This window comes from Rhodococcus sovatensis, from assembly GCF_037327425.1.
GTDB classification, from domain to species: Bacteria; Actinomycetota; Actinomycetes; order Mycobacteriales; family Mycobacteriaceae; genus Rhodococcoides; species Rhodococcoides sovatense.
Map to the genome: position 1 here is coordinate 2,841,738 of NZ_CP147846.1, position 15,666 is coordinate 2,857,403.

The following is a 15,666-nucleotide window of genomic DNA, read 5'->3' on the forward strand; positions in this document are numbered from 1 at the left end:
GACTCGTGTTTACTGCCTAGAGCGTGTCTCTTAAATTGGGTCCGTTTTCGTTTTCATCGCCGGGCGGTGGTTGTGGTTGCGGGAGTGCAGAACTGCCGCGCACAGGACAACGCCCCCGAGGAATGTCATGGCGTACTTGTCATATCGAGTGGCCACACCACGCCACTGTTTGAGCCGCCCGAAGCCACGCTCGACGGTGTTGCGGTGCTTGTACATCGTCGGATCGAAACCCGGTGGACGACCACCGGCGGACCCCTTGTCGGCCCGTCGCTGCTTCTGGTCGCTGCGCTCGGGAATGGTGTGTTTGATCTTGCGGCGACGCAGTTCGGTGCGGGTACTGGGATGGGTGTACGCCTTGTCGGCGAGCAATCGGTAGTCCTGGTCCCCACCGGCAGCTCGGTGGGCATCGAGCAACGGCACCAACTGTGGATTGTCCCCGGCTTGCCCACCGGTCAGCAGCATCGTCACCGGCGAGCACGTCAGGTCGGTCAGTGCATGGATCTTCGTGGTGAATCCTCCGCGAGATCGACCCAACGCGTGGTCAGCGGGTTCGTCGACGGATTTCTTGTAATTCGACAAGGCCCCCTGTGAGAGTGTCGGCTCGCGCACCGGCCGCATGCTGATGCGCCCGGACGCTGGTCGAGTCGATCGAGAGCACCGCCCCGATATCGCCGTCGAGTTCTTCCGGGTCGAGACCGAACACCTCGGCCACCGCGGCAAGCATCTCGTCGTAGGTGCCATCGAAGGACCATCGGTGGTGGCGTTTCCACACCGTCTGCCACGGACCGAAGTCCTCCGGCAGATCTCGCCACGGACACCCGGTACGGAATCGGTATGCGATGCCCTCCAGAATTCGCCGGTGCTCGGCGAACCGCCGCCCACGTTTTCCCACGTCGGTGGGTATCACTGGCTCGACGATCTCCCAGAACTCGTCACTGATCACTCCCACGCGCGTCATCGAAATATCATCGCTGACAGCACCTCTCAAATTTGGGAGACACGCTCTAGGCGCTCCGCGCTAGTGGCACGGTTGAGCGCACGCCAGTGCACTTAACCATGCCACTGGAGGCGGAGCCTCGGGGCCACTGGAGGCGGAGCCTCGGGGCCACTGGAGGCGGAGCCTCACGAGTCGAAGCCGAGCCCGATCTTGTCCATCCCTGCGAGCCACAGCCCACGCTTGCCGCGGTTACGATCGGCCTTGGCGAATTCGTTGCGCGTGATGTTGATGCCCAATGACTTGAACGGCTCAGGCGGGAACGGCAGCGGCTTCCCGCACACCATGTTCAGCCGCGTGCGCTCGGTGTCCCGGCCGTCGAGCAAATCGAGAGCGGTGCGAGCCCCGAAGTGTGATGCGCCGACCCCGAGGCCGGTGAAGCCGAGCACACTCGCGACCCGCCCACCCATACCGACATCCCAGAACGCGCTGAAGCGTGAGCATGTGTCGATAGCGCCGCCCCACGTGTGTGTTGCACGAATACCCTCGAGTGTGGGGAACATCTGCAGTAGGTGCTCGGCGAGCAGACCGAACGTCTCGGGATGCTGGCGGTGCCGCGGATCGGTGTCGCCCCCGAAACGATAGATGGCGTCCCAGCCGCCGAACAGAATTCGATCGTCAGCAGTGAGACGGAAGTAGTGGAATCGATTTCCGCTGTCGGCCAATCCTTCTCGACCCGTCCAACCGATGCTACCCAGCTGCTCGGAGGTCAGCGGTTCGGACACGATGACGTAATCCCACACCGGCACGATCCGCTGACGCAGTGCCCACCTCAGCGGTTTCGTCGCCGCCGTCGCAAGCAGAACCTTCGCGGCCTCGATGGTTCCGTATCTGGTCTCCACCCGCACGCCGTCACCCGACGCGCGCAGCGACTCGACACGGCTGTTCTCGTGAATCGTCACGCCAAGCGATTCCGCTGCAGCGGCCAACCCCCACGCCAGCTTCGCCGGATCGATCATCATCACATCGGGGTCGAACACTGCACCCCGCGCCATCGGAGAACTGACTCTCTCCGCGAGAGCGTCGTGATCCAGATACTCCATCGGTTGGCCGAGTCTCGCCGCATCCTCCGCGAGTACGCGCAAATCACCCGTCTGCCAGTCGAAGTTGGCGATATCGAGCTCACCGGTCCGTTCGATGTCTGCGTCGATGCCGTACTGTCTCGCGGACTTCTCGATAGCGTCGAGCGTCTGTGATCCCATTCGGAGAAGCGTGGGAAGCTCGTCCGAGTAGCGATCGATGCCGTTGCCAAGGCCGTGCGTCAAGCTGGCAGCGCAGAAGCCGCCGTTGCGTCCCGTCGCCCCTTCGGCGATGCGGTCGCCTTCGAGTAGCACGATCGAACGGTCGGGATTCTCCTCCGCCGCGTGAATCGCAGCCCACAGACCGGTGAATCCAGCCCCGACAACGACGAGATCCGCCGCCGAATCATGGCGGTACCGCGGCCGAGGCGTCGGGCGCTCGGGGCGGTCGAGCCAGAACGACTCCGGCACTGCATCGACCACCATGTCGAATCCTCGGCGTGTCGGCTTCTCTGCCCACGTCATCGAGTGCCATCCTTTCGAGCGAAAACCGTTCGATGCCAGGGCTTCTGAGCAACCCCGGTGATATCGGTCATCACATGCTTGATCGCCAGATACTCCTCGAACGAATAACTGGACATGTCCTTGCCGAATCCCGAGGCCCCCACTCCCCCATGCGGCATCTCACTGATGATGGGGATGTGGTCGTTGATCCACACGCACCCGGCATCGATCTCACGCGACGCCCGTCCTGCCCGGTACAGGTCACGAGTCCATGCCGAGGCGGCCAGCCCGAACGCCGTGTCATTGGCGCGACGCACTGCATCGTCGTCACCGAAGTGCTTCGAGACCGTCAGCACCGGACCGAAGATCTCGTCTCGATACACCTCGTCCTGCTCCCCGACATCGGCGACGAGCGTCGGGAGATAGAACGCTCCGGCCAGATCGGGAGTCCGACCCCCGCACACGACTCTGGCGCCCGTCCTGTTCACCATCGCCGCGACACGATCTCGATGTGCGAACGAGACGAGCGACCCCATGTCCGTGGCGGGATCCGACGGATCGCCGACGACTACGGCGTTCATCAGCTCCGCGACGCCATCGACGAACGAGGCGTACAACGGTTCTGCGACAATGGCTCTCGTCGCAGCCGTACAATCCTGACCTGAGTTGATCAAAGCGCCTGCGACCGCTCCGTGCACGGCGGCATCGAGGTCGGCGTCGTCGAACACGACGAACGGTGCCTTGCCTCCGAGTTCCAACTGCACCCGCGTGCCGTTCGCTGCAGCCTGGGCCATCACCGTCCTACCGACCGGCGTCGAACCGGTGAAGGTCATGACATCGATTCCCGGATGCCCGGCCAGCGCCGCACCTGCGTCGATCCCATTGCCGGTGACGACGTTGAAGGCGCCGTCGGGCACACCTGCCTGCGACGCGAGTCTCGCCAACCGCAGAGTGGTCAGCGGAGTCAGTTCGCTCGGCTTGAGGACGACGCAGCATCCGGCCGCAAGCGCCGGAATCGCTTTCCAGACGGCCATCTGCAGCGGATAGTTCCACGGCGTGATGGAACCGACGACACCGACCGCGTCCCGGCGAATCGACGACGTGTGCTCGCCCGAGTACTCGGCGGAGGCCTTGCCGTCCAAGGTGCGCGCGGCGCCGGCGAAGAACTCGATATTGTCGATACTTCCCGGCACGTCGAATTCCGTCGCGAGTCGAATTGTCTTGCCGGTCTGTGCGACCTCCTCACGCGCGAACGTGTCGGCCTCGGCGCTGACCAGACGGGCGAGTTCACGCAGAACAGATGCGCGATGCGACGGCGTGGCCCCCGACCAGTCCGGGAACGCCGAGCGCGCCGCAGCGACGGCCGAGTCGACGTCCTCTGCGGTGGCCAGGGCGAACGTCGCAAGAGTTTCTCCCGTCGCCGGGTTCACCACCGCATGGATATCACCCGCACCGCCGACGGGACGGCCGTCGATCCAACAGCCGGGGATCATCGATACGTTGTCCATTTCGAAAACCTTACCGACCGTGCTACTGATTCTCTAGCTTTGATCGGCATTTTCGACTGATTCTGCTGAAAACTGACATTTTCAAGACGAAATCCATACTTTCGGGGTTGAACAATCACTCGAAACAGTCCAGTATCGATATATGCCCGATCAGCCGCCGGTTCCACTCGACGACGTCTCCAAAGCCATTATCGAGCAACTACAGGAGGACGGCAGACGTTCGTACTCTGCTATCGGAAAGGCCGTCGGCCTTTCCGAAGCAGCTGTGCGGCAACGTGTTCAAAAGCTGACCGAGACGGGTGTCATGCAGATCGTCGCTGTCACCGATCCGATTCAGGTCGGCTTCAACCGGCAAGCGATGATCGGAATCAAATGCACCGGCGACAGCTATGCACTCGCCGACAAACTCGCAACGCAGGACGCCGTCGACTACGTCGTTCTCACCGCAGGTTCGTTCGACATCGTCGTAGAGGTCGTCTGCGAGGACGACGAGCACCTGCTCCAGATCCTGAACAAGCAGATCCGAACGTTGCCCGGCGTCACCAGCACCGAAACGCTCGTCTATCTCAAACTCGTCAAACAACAATACAATTGGGGTACCCGATGACCAAGTCGACAACCGAGCTCGACGCCTCCGCAGCCAGGCACCTCTGGGGGCACTTCTCGCGTCATGGAGCAGGCATCACCCCTCCGATCATCACACGGGGTGAGGGATCGACCATCTACGATTCCAACGGCAAGAGCTACATCGACGGGCTGTCCGGTCTGTTCGTCGTCCAGGTCGGACACGGACGCGAAGAACTCGCCGAGGCTGCGGCGAAGCAAGCCAAAGACCTCGCGTTCTTTCCGCTGTGGTCGTATGTCACCCCTCCTGCCATCGAACTCGCCGAGCGACTCGCGGGGTACGCACCAGGCGATCTCAACCGCGTCTTCTTCACCACCGGCGGCGGAGAAGCCGTCGAAAGTGCATGGAAACTTGCCAAGCAGTACTTCAAGAAGGTCGGCAAACCCGGTAAGCACAAAGTGATCTCACGCTCGATCGCGTACCACGGGACTCCTCAGGGCGCGCTCGCGATCACCGGCATTCCGGCACTGAAGGAACCGTTCGAACCGCTGACCCCTGGCGCGTTCAGGGTGCCGAACACCAACATCTACCGTGCGCCCGCTCCTCTGGACTCAGACCCGAAGGCCTTCGGCATATGGGCCGCGGACCGCATAGCCGAGGCTATCGAATTCGAGGGCCCGGACACCGTCGCCGCAGTATTTCTCGAGCCTGTCCAGAACGCAGGCGGATGCTTCCCGCCCCCGCCCGGCTACTTCGAGCGTGTCCGCGAGATCTGCGATCGCTACGACGTACTTCTGGTGTCCGACGAAGTCATCTGCGCATTCGGGCGAATCGGGTCGATGTTCGCGTGCAACGATTTCGGATACGTTCCCGACATCATCACGTGCGCGAAGGGAATGACGTCCGGATACTCCCCGATCGGCGCGATGATCGCCTCCGACAAGCTCTTCGAACCGTTCGACGACGGCACGTCCAGCTTCGCGCACGGCTACACGTTCGGCGGGCACCCGGTTTCGGCCGCAGTCGCACTGGCAAACCTCGACATCTTCGAACGCGAGGGCATCAACGCCCACGTTGCCCAGACAGCACCGGCGTTTCGCGCCACGTTGGAAAAGCTGAACGATCTTCCCATCGTCGGCGATGTTCGTGGTGAGGGGTTCTTCTACGGAATCGAGCTGGTCAAGGACAAGGCTACGAAGGAAACCTTCACCGACGCCGAGGCCGAACGCATCCTGCGCGGCTTCCTCTCCACCGCGCTGTTCGACGCCGGTCTGTACTGCCGTGCCGACGACCGAGGCGACCCCGTCGTCCAACTCGCTCCTCCGCTGATCTGCGGTCAGAAGGAGTTCGACGACATGGAACAGATACTCCGCAGCGTGCTCACCGAAGCCGGGAATTTGCTCTAGCCGCCGATCCTCCCGAGGACGATCGGCGATGCGTCCACCGCAGTGTCGCCGATCGTCCATGCGCCCGCAATCGCCTCGGCCGCGTACTCGAACTTTTCCGGGGTGTCGGTGTACAGGGTCGCGAGCGGAGCACCGGCGGTGACGCGGTCACCCGGTTTCGCGTGCAGCCGCACACCTGCCGCTGCTTGGACGGCCTCACCCTGGCGCTCACGTCCGGCACCGAGCCTCCACGCAGCGACGCCGACTCCCATCGCGTCGAGTGCGGTGACCACACCGTCGGACTCTGCGGTGATGAGCAAGGATTCCTTCGCCACCGGCAGTGGCGCTGCGGGATCTCCGCCCTGCGCAGCGATCATCGCTCGCCACTGATCCATGGCGGTCCCGTCGGCAAGCTTGTCGGCGGGGTCGACGCCCTCGATTCCGGCAGCCGCCAGCATCGTCCGCGCGAGCGTCAGCGTCAGTTCGACGATGTCCGCCGGTCCTCCGCCGGCGAGCACATCGAGCGACTCCTCGACCTCGAGAGCGTTGCCCGCAGTGAGTCCGAGTGGGCAATCCATGGCAGTGAGCACGGCTACCGTCCGAACCCCCGCGTCGGTCCCGAGACCGACCATGGCTTCGGCGAGTGCCTGCGCGTCATCGATGTTCTTCATGAACGCGCCTGCGCCGACCTTGACATCCAAGACGAGGGCGCCCGTTCCTTCAGCGATCTTCTTGCTCATGATCGAACTTGCGATGAGGGGAATCGATTCGACAGTGCCGGTCACGTCCCGTAGTGCGTAGAGCCGCTTGTCGGCAGGGGCGAGGTCGGCGCCTGCCGCGCACACCACCGCACCGACCGCAGGGTCGGCGAGTATCGCGTGGATCTCCTCACTCGACAGATCCGCTCGCCACCCCGGAATCGATTCGAGTTTGTCCAAAGTGCCGCCGGTATGACCTAGCCCCCGGCCGGAAAGCTGTGGAACTGCAGCGCCGCATGCAGCGACGAGCGGAGCGAGCGGGAGCGTGATCTTGTCTCCCACACCGCCGGTCGAATGCTTGTCGACGGTCGGCCTCGGCAGCGACGTGAAATCCATTCGGTTACCGGACGCGATCATCGCGGCGGTCCACCGGGCGAGCTCGGCTCTGGTCATTCCACGCCAGAGAATGGCCATCGCGAGCGCCGACATCTGTTCGTCCGCGACGATTCCCTTGGTGAAGGCGTCGATCACCCAGTCGATCTGCATCGGGGTGAGTTCGTGGCCGTCCCGCTTGGCGGCAATGATCGAAACTGCGTCAGACATGGTTGTCACTGTGTCAGACGAGTTCCTGCTTACCCGACGCGAGATCGTCGGGACCGAATGCGGAAGGAAGCAACTGCCCCAGAGGCGTGGGGCCTTCCGCTGTGTCCACGAGCAGATCCGGCCCGCCGAACTCGAACAGCAGCTGCCTACACCGCCCACACGGCATCAGAATCGCACCTCGACTGTCGCAGCACGAAAATGCAACCAGCCGTCCGCCACCAGTCGAATGGAGGCTCGACACGAGTCCGCACTCGGCGCAGAGCCCCAAACCATATGAGACATTTTCCACATTGCATCCGGTCACAATTCGTTCGTCGTCCACTAGTGCGGCGGCACCCACCGGATAGTCGGAGTAGGGCGCATAGGCTTGCCTCATTGCCTCATGGGCATTGTCTCGCAACGATTTCCAGTCGATTTCGGTCATGCGTCACATACAATCACGCGCACACCCAGGGCGCAGCCCAGTTCACTGAACCGATCACGAAAAGATGGAAAGGCAAACCTAACAAGAAAAACCTGGTCAGTACGAATCTCGAGTCGAATTAGTTCCGCGTTTCCAATGGGTTTAGAGTTCAAAGACGGCGGCTCTTCGATAACCGTTCGGAGCCGGAGTAAGACAAATCGAGCCAGGTCCGTTGCCCGGCCACCAGGCTCGACGCGTCCACCAATGACGTTGGAGGCTTTGCACTCGATGAGTAGCACCACGGAAGTCGCTCCGGCGAAGGAGCGCAAGCGGTCTCTGTACCGCGGGGATCCGGGCATGTGGTCCTGGGTTCTGCATCGCATCACTGGCGTGTTGACGTTCTTCTTCTTGTTCGTCCACGTCTTGGACACCGCCATGGTGCGTGTCAATCCCGAGACCTACGACGCGATCATCGACACCTACAAGACGCCGCTCGTCGGCCTCATGGAGATCGGTCTCGTCGCAGCTGTGCTTTATCACGCACTCAACGGCGTCCGTGTGATGCTGGTCGACTTCTGGTCACAGGGACCGAAGTACCAGAAGCTGATGCTGTGGATCATCGCCGCGATCTGGATCGTGGTCATGATTCCCGGAGCGGGCCGAATCTTCTACAACATGTTCACAGCGAGCGGGCACTGATGGCAACGACACACGGACCCGAGGCCAAGTCCCTCGGCAAGACCTACGACCGTCCGGCAAGCCTGGACAACCCGCGTTCGCCGAGGCGGAAGTCACGGGGCAACTTCGAGATGTACGCATGGCTGTTCATGCGCTTCTCGGGTCTTGCACTCGTCGTGCTCGTCCTGGGCCACATGTTCATCATGTTGATGCTCGACGAGGGCGTACACCGGATCAACTTCGCGTTCGTCGCCGGACGCTGGTCCAGCCCGTTCTGGCAGTTCTGGGACCTGACCATGCTGTGGCTGGCTCAACTGCATGGCGGCAACGGACTACGGACGATCATCGCGGACTACTCCCGCAAGGACTCGACGCGATTCTGGCTGACGACATTGCTCGTCCTGTCGATGGTTCTCATCATGGGACTGGGCACCTACGTCATCTTCACCTTCGATCCGAACATCTCGGCGAGCTAAGGGAACTGAAGTATTCATGCAGGAACATCGTTATGACGTGCTCATCGTCGGCGCCGGCGGCGCAGGTATGCGAGCAGCCATCGAAGCCGGCCCGCAGGCCCGCACCGCGGTACTGACCAAGCTCTACCCGACGCGCTCGCACACCGGAGCGGCCCAGGGCGGAATGTGCGCCGCCCTGGCCAACGTCGAGGAAGACAACTGGGAGTGGCACACCTTCGACACCGTCAAGGGCGGCGACTACCTCGCCGATCAGGACGCGGTCGAGATCATGGCCAAGGAGGCGATCGACGCCGTTCTCGATCTCGAGAAGATGGGTCTTCCCTTCAACCGGACACCCGAGGGCAAGATCGATCAGCGTCGCTTCGGCGGCCACACGCGTGACCACGGCAAGGCGCCCGTTCGCCGTGCGTGCTACGCGGCCGACCGCACCGGCCACATGATCCTCCAGACGCTCTACCAGAACTGCGTCAAGCACGACGTCGAGTTCTACAACGAGTTCTACGCTCTCGATCTGTGTCTCACCGAGACCGACAACGGTCCTGTTGCGACCGGCATCATCGCCTACGAGCTCTCGACCGGCGAACTGCACATCTTCCACGCCAAGTCGATCGTGTTCGCTACCGGCGGTTCAGGTCGCATGTACAAGACCACGTCCAACGCGCACACCCTGACCGGTGACGGCATGGGCATCGTCTTCCGCAAGGGGCTTCCCCTCGAAGACATGGAGTTCCACCAGTTCCACCCGACAGGTCTCGCCGGCCTCGGCATCCTGATCTCCGAGGCGGTTCGAGGCGAGGGTGGAATCCTTCGCAACGAGTCGGGCGAACGCTTCATGGAGCGCTACGCCCCCACCATCAAGGACCTGGCACCGCGCGACATCGTCGCGCGATCGATGGTTCTCGAGGTTCTCGAAGGCCGCGGCGGCGGACCGAACAAGGACTACGTCTACATCGACGTCACGCACATTCCCGAGGAAGTTCTCGACGAGAAGCTCCCCGACATCATGGAGTTCTCACGCACCTACCTCGGCGTGGACCCGGTCAAGGAGCCCGTGCCGGTCTACCCGACGTGCCACTACGTCATGGGCGGCATTCCGACCAAGATCAACGGTGAAGTTCTCCGCACCAACGACGACCACGTTCCCGGCCTGTACGCAGCAGGCGAGTGCGCGTGCGTGTCGGTGCACGGAGCCAACCGTCTCGGGACCAACTCGCTACTCGACATCAACGTCTTCGGACGTCGCGCCGGAATCGCGGCTGCGAAGTACGCCAACTCGGTCGACTTCACTCCGTTGCCCGACGAGCCCGCGAAGATGGTCCAGGATTGGCTCGAGCTCGTATTGTCGGACCACGGCCACGAGCGCGTCGCCGACATCCGCAGCGAACTCCAGCAGTCGATGGACAACAACGCGTCGGTCTTCCGCACCGAAGAGCGCCTCGAGACCGCACTCAAGGACGTCCGCGCTCTCAAGGAGCGGTACAACCACATAACCGTGCAGGACAAGGGTGCTCGCTACAACAGTGATCTCCTCGAAGCCGTCGAACTGGGATTCCTGCTCGAGATGGCGGAAGTCACCGTCGTCGGTGCACTCAACCGCAAGGAGTCGCGCGGCGGACACGCTCGCGAGGACTACCCGGACCGCAACGACGCCGAGTACATGAAGCACACCATGGCCTACAAAGAAGGCGTTGGTCTGCTCACCGACATCCGTCTGGAGTACAAGCCGGTAATCCAGACCCGCTACGAGCCGATGGAGCGGAAGTACTGATATGAGCGCCCCCACTCTCGACAAAGCCGACCAGTCGCCCGATCTGCCCGTGCCCAACGGTTCGGTGATGGTGACCCTCAAGATCGCTCGCTTCAACCCCGAGAGCGGTGACGGTCAGCGCTGGGACAGCTTTCAGGTTCCGACGCTGCCGACGGACCGCCTGCTGAACCTGCTGCACTACGTCAAGGGGTATCTCGACGGAACGCTGACCTTCCGCCGCTCGTGCGCGCACGGCGTCTGCGGAAGCGATGCGATGCGCATCAACGGTGTCAACCGTCTCGCCTGCAAGGTGCTGATGCGCGACATGCTGCCGAAGGATTCCTCGAAGACGCTGACCATCACGATCGAACCCATCAGGGGCCTGCCGGTCGAGAAGGATCTCATCGTCGACATGGAGCCGTTCTTCGACGCGTTCCGTGCGGTCAAGCCGTTCCTGATGACGACCGGCAACGAGCCGACCCGCGAGCGGATCCAGTCCGCAGCCGACCGCGCTCGCTTCGACGACACGACCAAGTGCATCCTGTGCGCATGCTGCACAACCTCGTGCCCCGTCTACTGGAGTGACGGCAGCTACTTCGGTCCGGCTGCCATCGTCAATGCACACCGGTTCATCTTCGACAGCCGCGACGAAGGTGCATCCGAGCGTCTCGACATCCTCAACGATGTCGAGGGTGTGTGGCGCTGCCGTACGACATTCAACTGCACCGACGCATGCCCCCGTGGCATCCAGGTGACCAAAGCGATTCAGGAGGTCAAGCGCGCGCTGTTGTTCGCTCGCTAGACCTCACTGCTCGTCCACACGAATGGGCCACTGCAACCGCAGTGGCCCATTCGTGCGTTCGGTGTCTCCCCGCGCCCGACGCCCGGTCAGGCGCGGGAAGGCCAGCTCACGCCCAACCGAACGTCCGGGGCTCCAAGCCGCGCAGCATCGGCCGTGTCGTCGTCGAGTTCCTGCTGCGAATCGCGTTCTGCCTGCACTCGTAGCCGATAGTGTTCGATCTCCTCGGACACGTGCTGATCGTCCCATCCCAGAACCGGTGCCACGAGGCGCGCGACTTCGACCGCTGCGGCGTCACCGCGGTCCGGAACCTCGATCGAAATGCGGGTACGACGAGTGAGGATGTCGTCCAGATGCTGCGCGCCCTCGTGGCTCGCCGCGTAGACCACCTCGGCACGCAGGTACTCCGGAGCACTCTCCAACGGTGTGCCGAGCTCCGGATCCCTCTCGATCATGTCCAGCAGTTCGGTGGTCAGCGTGCCGTACCTGCCCAGCAGATGCTCGATGCGTGAGACTCGCATGCCGGTACGTTCGGCCGTCAGAGAGCGAGAATTGTAGGCACCGAGGTATCCGTCGGCTCCGACGAGCGGAATGCTCTCGGTGACGCACTTGGGCACGTTCCGCTCCAGGCCGTGCACCGCCGAGTCGACCGCGTCCTTGGCCATCACGCGGTAGGTGGTGTACTTGCCGCCCGCGATGACAGTCAGGCCACGTACCGGGCTGGAGACAGCGTGTTCCCGCGAAAGCGTACTGGTGGAGTCGGATTCACCGAACAGCAAAGGCCGCAATCCCGCGTACACGCCGACGACGTCGTCGCGATCGAGAGGATCGGCCAACAGTTTGTTGACGTGCCCGAGGATGTAGTCGATGTCGCTGCGGCTCGCAGCCGGGTGCGCAAGGTCGAGCTTCCAGTCCGTGTCGGTGGTGCCGATGATCCAGTGACTTCCCCAGGGAATGACGAACAGCAGAGACTTCTCGGTCCGGGTGATGATGCCGGTGGCACTGTTGATTCGATTGCGCGGCACCACAAGATGCACGCCCTTCGACGCTCGCACCTGGAATTGTCCTCGACCTCCGACCATCTGCTGAACCTCGTCGGTCCACACCCCCGCGGCATTGATCACCTGCTTCGCCCTCACTTCGAAGGCACGACCAGTCTCGAGATCACATGCGAGAACACCGACGACCTTGTCGTCTTCCCGTATGAAGCCGGTGACGCGAGCACTGTTGGCGCACAGTGCACCGTAGGCAGCGGCTGTGCGTGCGAGCATCATCGTGTGACGGGCGTCGTCGACCTGGCCTTCGTAGAACTTCACTGCTCCACGGATAGCCGAACGCTTGCCGGACGGGAACGATTCGAGGGTCTTCTTCTTGCCGAGATGCTTGTGGTGTCCTGGAACGCCACGCCCGGCTCCCATGACGTCGTACACGCCGATGCCGAGTCCGACGTAGCCGCGATCGATGACCTTCTCGAGCGGGTAGATGAAGGGAACCGGACGAGCAAGGTGCGGACACAAGGTGTTCAACACCAGCGAACGCTCCCTCAAGGCCTCGAACACCAGAGAGAAGTTGAACTGTTCCAGGTACCGCAACCCGCCGTGGAATAGCTTGCTCGAGCGGCTGGAGGTGCCGGCTGCGTAGTCACGAGCCTCGAGCAACCCGACCTTCAGCCCACGTGTCACAGCATCCAATGCTGTGCCCGCGCCGACGACCCCGCCGCCGATGACCAGAATGTCGAGCTCCTCGGATTCCATTCGGGCGAGGGACTCGGTACGTGCCGCCGGCGACAGTACCGTCGTGGTGGAACTCATTCTTCATCAACCCAATCCAAAGTTCGCGTTACTGCTTTCTTCCATCCGGCGTAGAGCTTCGCCCGTTGGTCCTCGTCCATCGACGGTGTCCAGGTCTTGTCCTCGGCCCAGTTCTCGCGAATGTCCTCTTCGCTCGCCCAGTAACCGACAGCGAGGCCGGCGGCGTATGCCGCTCCCAGAGCGGTGGTTTCGGCAACGACAGGCCGCACCACGTCGACGCCCAGAATGTCCGCCTGGAACTGCATCAACAGCTCGTTGACGACCATGCCTCCGTCGACCTTGAGCACCTCCAGATCGACACCGGAGTCGGCATTCATGGCCTCGATGACCTCGCGCGTCTGATATGCGGTGGCCTCGAGGACCGCCCGTGCGAGATGACCCTTGTTGACGAACCGCGTCAACCCCACGATCGCACCGCGCGCGTCGGCCCGCCAATGCGGTGCGAACAGCCCGGAGAACGCGGGAACGAAGTACGCGCCGCCGTTGTCCTCCACCGAGCGTGCATCGGTCTCGATGTCGGCCGCATCGGAGATCATGCCCAGGTTGTCGCGAAGCCATTGCACCAACGAGCCGGTGACGGCGATGGACCCTTCGAGGGCGTAGATCGTCGGTTGGTCACCGATCTTGTAGCAGACCGTCGTCAGTAGTCCGTTCTTACTCATCACCTTTTCGGTTCCGGTGTTGAGCAACACAAAATTTCCAGTGCCGTACGTGTTCTTGGCTTCACCCGGAGACAGGCACGCCTGACCGAAGGTCGCTGCTTGCTGATCTCCCAGGATGCCTGCGATGGGCACGCCACGGAACGGTCCGCGTTCACGACCGGTGCCGTATACCTCGGAGCTGGACTTGATTTCGGGCAGCATCGAGACCGGGATACCCATGTCGGCGCAGATGCCTTCGTCCCACTGCAAGGTGTCCAGATCCATCAGAAGCGTACGGGAGGCATTGGTCGGGTCGGTGTAGTGCAGACCCCCGTCCGTGCCGCCCGTCATGTTCCAGAGGACCCAGGTGTCCATGTTGCCGAAGCACAGCTCGCCCGCGTCGGCTTTCGCACGTGCACCGTCGACGTTGTCGAGGATCCACTTCACCTTCGGTCCGGAAAAGTAGGTTGCCAGCGGCAGTCCGGTCGTAGCGGTGTATTTGTTTGCGTCACCGTCCCCGAGCGCCGTCACGATGCGGTCGGTGCGGGTGTCCTGCCAGACGATGGCGTTGTAGATCGGCTTGCCGCTGGAGCGATCCCATACCAACGTCGTCTCGCGCTGGTTCGTGATACCTACTGCGGCAATATCCTTGCCCGTCAGGTCGGCTGCGGCCATGGCACCTGCCGCTACGGCCCGAACGTTGTCCCAGATCTCCGATGCGTCGTGCTCGACCCATCCTGCCTGCGGAAAGATCTGTCGATGCTCTTTCTGATCGGAAGCGATGACGGTGCCCGCGTGATCGAAGATCATGCATCGTGAGGACGTCGTTCCTTGGTCGATCGCAGCGATGTACTGACCTGTCGAGTCGGTCATGACTTCTCTCCTGATGTCTGGTTTGTCGATAGTTCCGGCAGCCGTGATGGCGCCTCGGGCACCGAACCTTCTTGCTTGCGCAGGCTCTTGCCGATGAGCAGGTCGTACAAGAACACTCCTAGAGGTCCGCCTACCAGAGGCCCGACGATCGGGACCCAGAAGTACAGGCCTCCGTACTGATCACGCCACGCTCCACCGTATCCGGTGAAGAACGACGCCAGGCGAGGTCCGAAATCTCGGGCGGGATTGATCGCGTAGCCCGCATTGGTCGCCCACGCGAAACCGATTCCGACGACGATGAGGCCGACGATGAACGGCGCCAAGTTGGCCATCGGAGCGGTACCGAGCGAATCCGTCACCGCCACAATCAAGAACAGCAGAATTGCGGTGCCGATGATCTGGTCGATCAGCGCTGAGCTCACACTGACCGGCAGCGTTCCGTTGCCCGGCAACGTCGAGAAGATCGTTTGCGTGGCGGTGGTGTGGCCGGGATCGATCGCGTTGATCATGTCGTCGTAGTTCCACCGCACGAGTAGGGCGCCGACGAATGCGCCTGCAGTCTGCGCCAGAACGTAGGGCGCCACCCTCCGCCACTCGAACCCACGAAAAAGTGCGAACGCAAATGTCACAGCGGGATTCAGATGCGCGCCGGTGATTCGGCCTGCGACGTAGATGCCGAACATCACTCCCAGGCCCCACGCCCAGGCAATGGAATCGTGGCCACCGAGGCTGCCGTCGGCGCCGCCCGAGACAACCTGTGCCACGACACCTGTGCCGAAAAGGATCAAGACCATCGTGCCGGCGAACTCGGCAGCCATCTGCGCCGGTAAACCCCACTCCGCATCCTTACGCGTCATCTCCGAGCCTCCAAAACGTTAGTGATGCACGCCACATTGCGTGCGATCCCCACGGTAGGTGCCTTGCACTACGTTTCAAAGCCCGTGCACATATGTGCAATGTCG

General features: G+C 62.5%; 13 protein-coding genes and 1 pseudogene. 6 read left to right on the forward strand and 8 right to left on the reverse strand.

The features are described 5' to 3' along the window. Nucleotides 1-30: 30 nt before the first annotated feature. The 3 genes and pseudogenes from WDS16_RS13290 to WDS16_RS13300 form a co-directional block, all read right to left on the reverse strand. Nucleotides 31-958, reverse strand: a pseudogene (locus tag WDS16_RS13290) (IS5 family transposase). Between the two features lie 164 nt (nt 959-1,122). Beyond that, nucleotides 1,123-2,538 (reverse strand): FAD-dependent oxidoreductase, encoded by a 1,416-nt coding sequence (locus WDS16_RS13295; RefSeq protein WP_338893098.1) that lies wholly within the window; start codon nt 2,536-2,538, stop codon nt 1,123-1,125. After that, nucleotides 2,535-4,025: a gamma-aminobutyraldehyde dehydrogenase gene (locus WDS16_RS13300; RefSeq protein WP_422395795.1), complete on the reverse strand. Its 1,491-nt coding sequence runs from the start codon at nt 4,023-4,025 to the stop codon at nt 2,535-2,537. Before WDS16_RS13300 ends, WDS16_RS13295 begins: the two co-directional genes overlap by 4 nt. A 142-nt stretch (nt 4,026-4,167) precedes the next feature. On the opposite strand from WDS16_RS13300, the gene WDS16_RS13305 reads away from it, so the two are divergent. Beyond that, on the forward strand, nt 4,168-4,632 hold the full coding sequence (locus WDS16_RS13305) for an Lrp/AsnC family transcriptional regulator (RefSeq protein WP_338893099.1): 465 nt from the start codon (nt 4,168-4,170) through the stop codon (nt 4,630-4,632). After that, nucleotides 4,629-5,996: an aspartate aminotransferase family protein gene (locus tag WDS16_RS13310; protein ID WP_338893100.1), complete on the forward strand. Its 1,368-nt coding sequence runs from the start codon at nt 4,629-4,631 to the stop codon at nt 5,994-5,996. Before WDS16_RS13305 ends, WDS16_RS13310 begins: the two co-directional genes overlap by 4 nt. Here the strand turns inward: WDS16_RS13310 and WDS16_RS13315 are convergent. Beyond that, entirely contained in the window at nt 5,993-7,276 is a 1,284-nt protein-coding gene (locus tag WDS16_RS13315; RefSeq protein ID WP_338893101.1) for a thymidine phosphorylase, read from the reverse strand. The genes WDS16_RS13310 and WDS16_RS13315 overlap by 4 nt on opposite strands. A gap of 13 nt (nt 7,277-7,289) precedes the next feature. Further along, on the reverse strand, nt 7,290-7,700 hold the full coding sequence (locus WDS16_RS13320) for a cytidine deaminase (protein ID WP_338893102.1): 411 nt from the start codon (nt 7,698-7,700) through the stop codon (nt 7,290-7,292). 267 nt (nt 7,701-7,967) lie between these two features. On the opposite strand from WDS16_RS13320, the gene sdhC reads away from it, so the two are divergent. The 4 genes from sdhC to WDS16_RS13340 are packed head-to-tail and all read left to right on the forward strand — an operon-like array spanning nt 7,968 to nt 11,382. After that, nucleotides 7,968-8,378 (forward strand): succinate dehydrogenase, cytochrome b556 subunit, encoded by a 411-nt coding sequence (sdhC, locus tag WDS16_RS13325; protein ID WP_197481002.1) that lies wholly within the window; start codon nt 7,968-7,970, stop codon nt 8,376-8,378. After that, nucleotides 8,378-8,833 carry a succinate dehydrogenase hydrophobic membrane anchor subunit gene (locus tag WDS16_RS13330; RefSeq protein WP_338893103.1) on the forward strand — a complete coding sequence of 152 codons (456 nt, stop codon included), beginning with the start codon at nt 8,378-8,380 and terminating at the stop codon, nt 8,831-8,833. The genes sdhC and WDS16_RS13330 overlap by 1 nt, the downstream gene beginning before the upstream one ends. A gap of 16 nt (nt 8,834-8,849) precedes the next feature. Continuing rightward, the gene (sdhA, locus tag WDS16_RS13335) at nt 8,850-10,601 is read left to right on the forward strand and encodes a succinate dehydrogenase flavoprotein subunit (RefSeq protein ID WP_338893104.1); all 1,752 of its coding nucleotides are present in this window, start codon (nt 8,850-8,852) and stop codon (nt 10,599-10,601) included. Nucleotide 10,602: 1 nt separating this feature from the next. Then, complete coding sequence (locus WDS16_RS13340) at nt 10,603-11,382, forward strand: succinate dehydrogenase iron-sulfur subunit (protein ID WP_338893105.1); 780 nt, start codon at nt 10,603-10,605, stop codon at nt 11,380-11,382. A gap of 86 nt (nt 11,383-11,468) precedes the next feature. Here the strand turns inward: WDS16_RS13340 and WDS16_RS13345 are convergent, their stop codons facing one another. From WDS16_RS13345 to WDS16_RS13355, 3 genes are read right to left on the reverse strand one after another with little or no spacing between them, the layout of a single operon-like run. Continuing rightward, nucleotides 11,469-13,190, reverse strand: coding sequence for a glycerol-3-phosphate dehydrogenase/oxidase (locus WDS16_RS13345; protein WP_338893106.1), 1,722 nt, complete (start codon nt 13,188-13,190; stop codon nt 11,469-11,471). Continuing rightward, a complete protein-coding gene (gene glpK / locus WDS16_RS13350) occupies nt 13,187-14,704 on the reverse strand; it encodes a glycerol kinase GlpK (RefSeq protein ID WP_338893107.1) in 1,518 nt (505 codons plus the stop codon). The genes WDS16_RS13345 and glpK overlap by 4 nt, the downstream gene beginning before the upstream one ends. Further along, nucleotides 14,701-15,561, reverse strand: coding sequence for an MIP/aquaporin family protein (locus WDS16_RS13355; RefSeq protein ID WP_338893108.1), 861 nt, complete (start codon nt 15,559-15,561; stop codon nt 14,701-14,703). The genes glpK and WDS16_RS13355 overlap by 4 nt, the downstream gene beginning before the upstream one ends. Between the last annotated feature and the right edge of the window lie 105 nt (nt 15,562-15,666).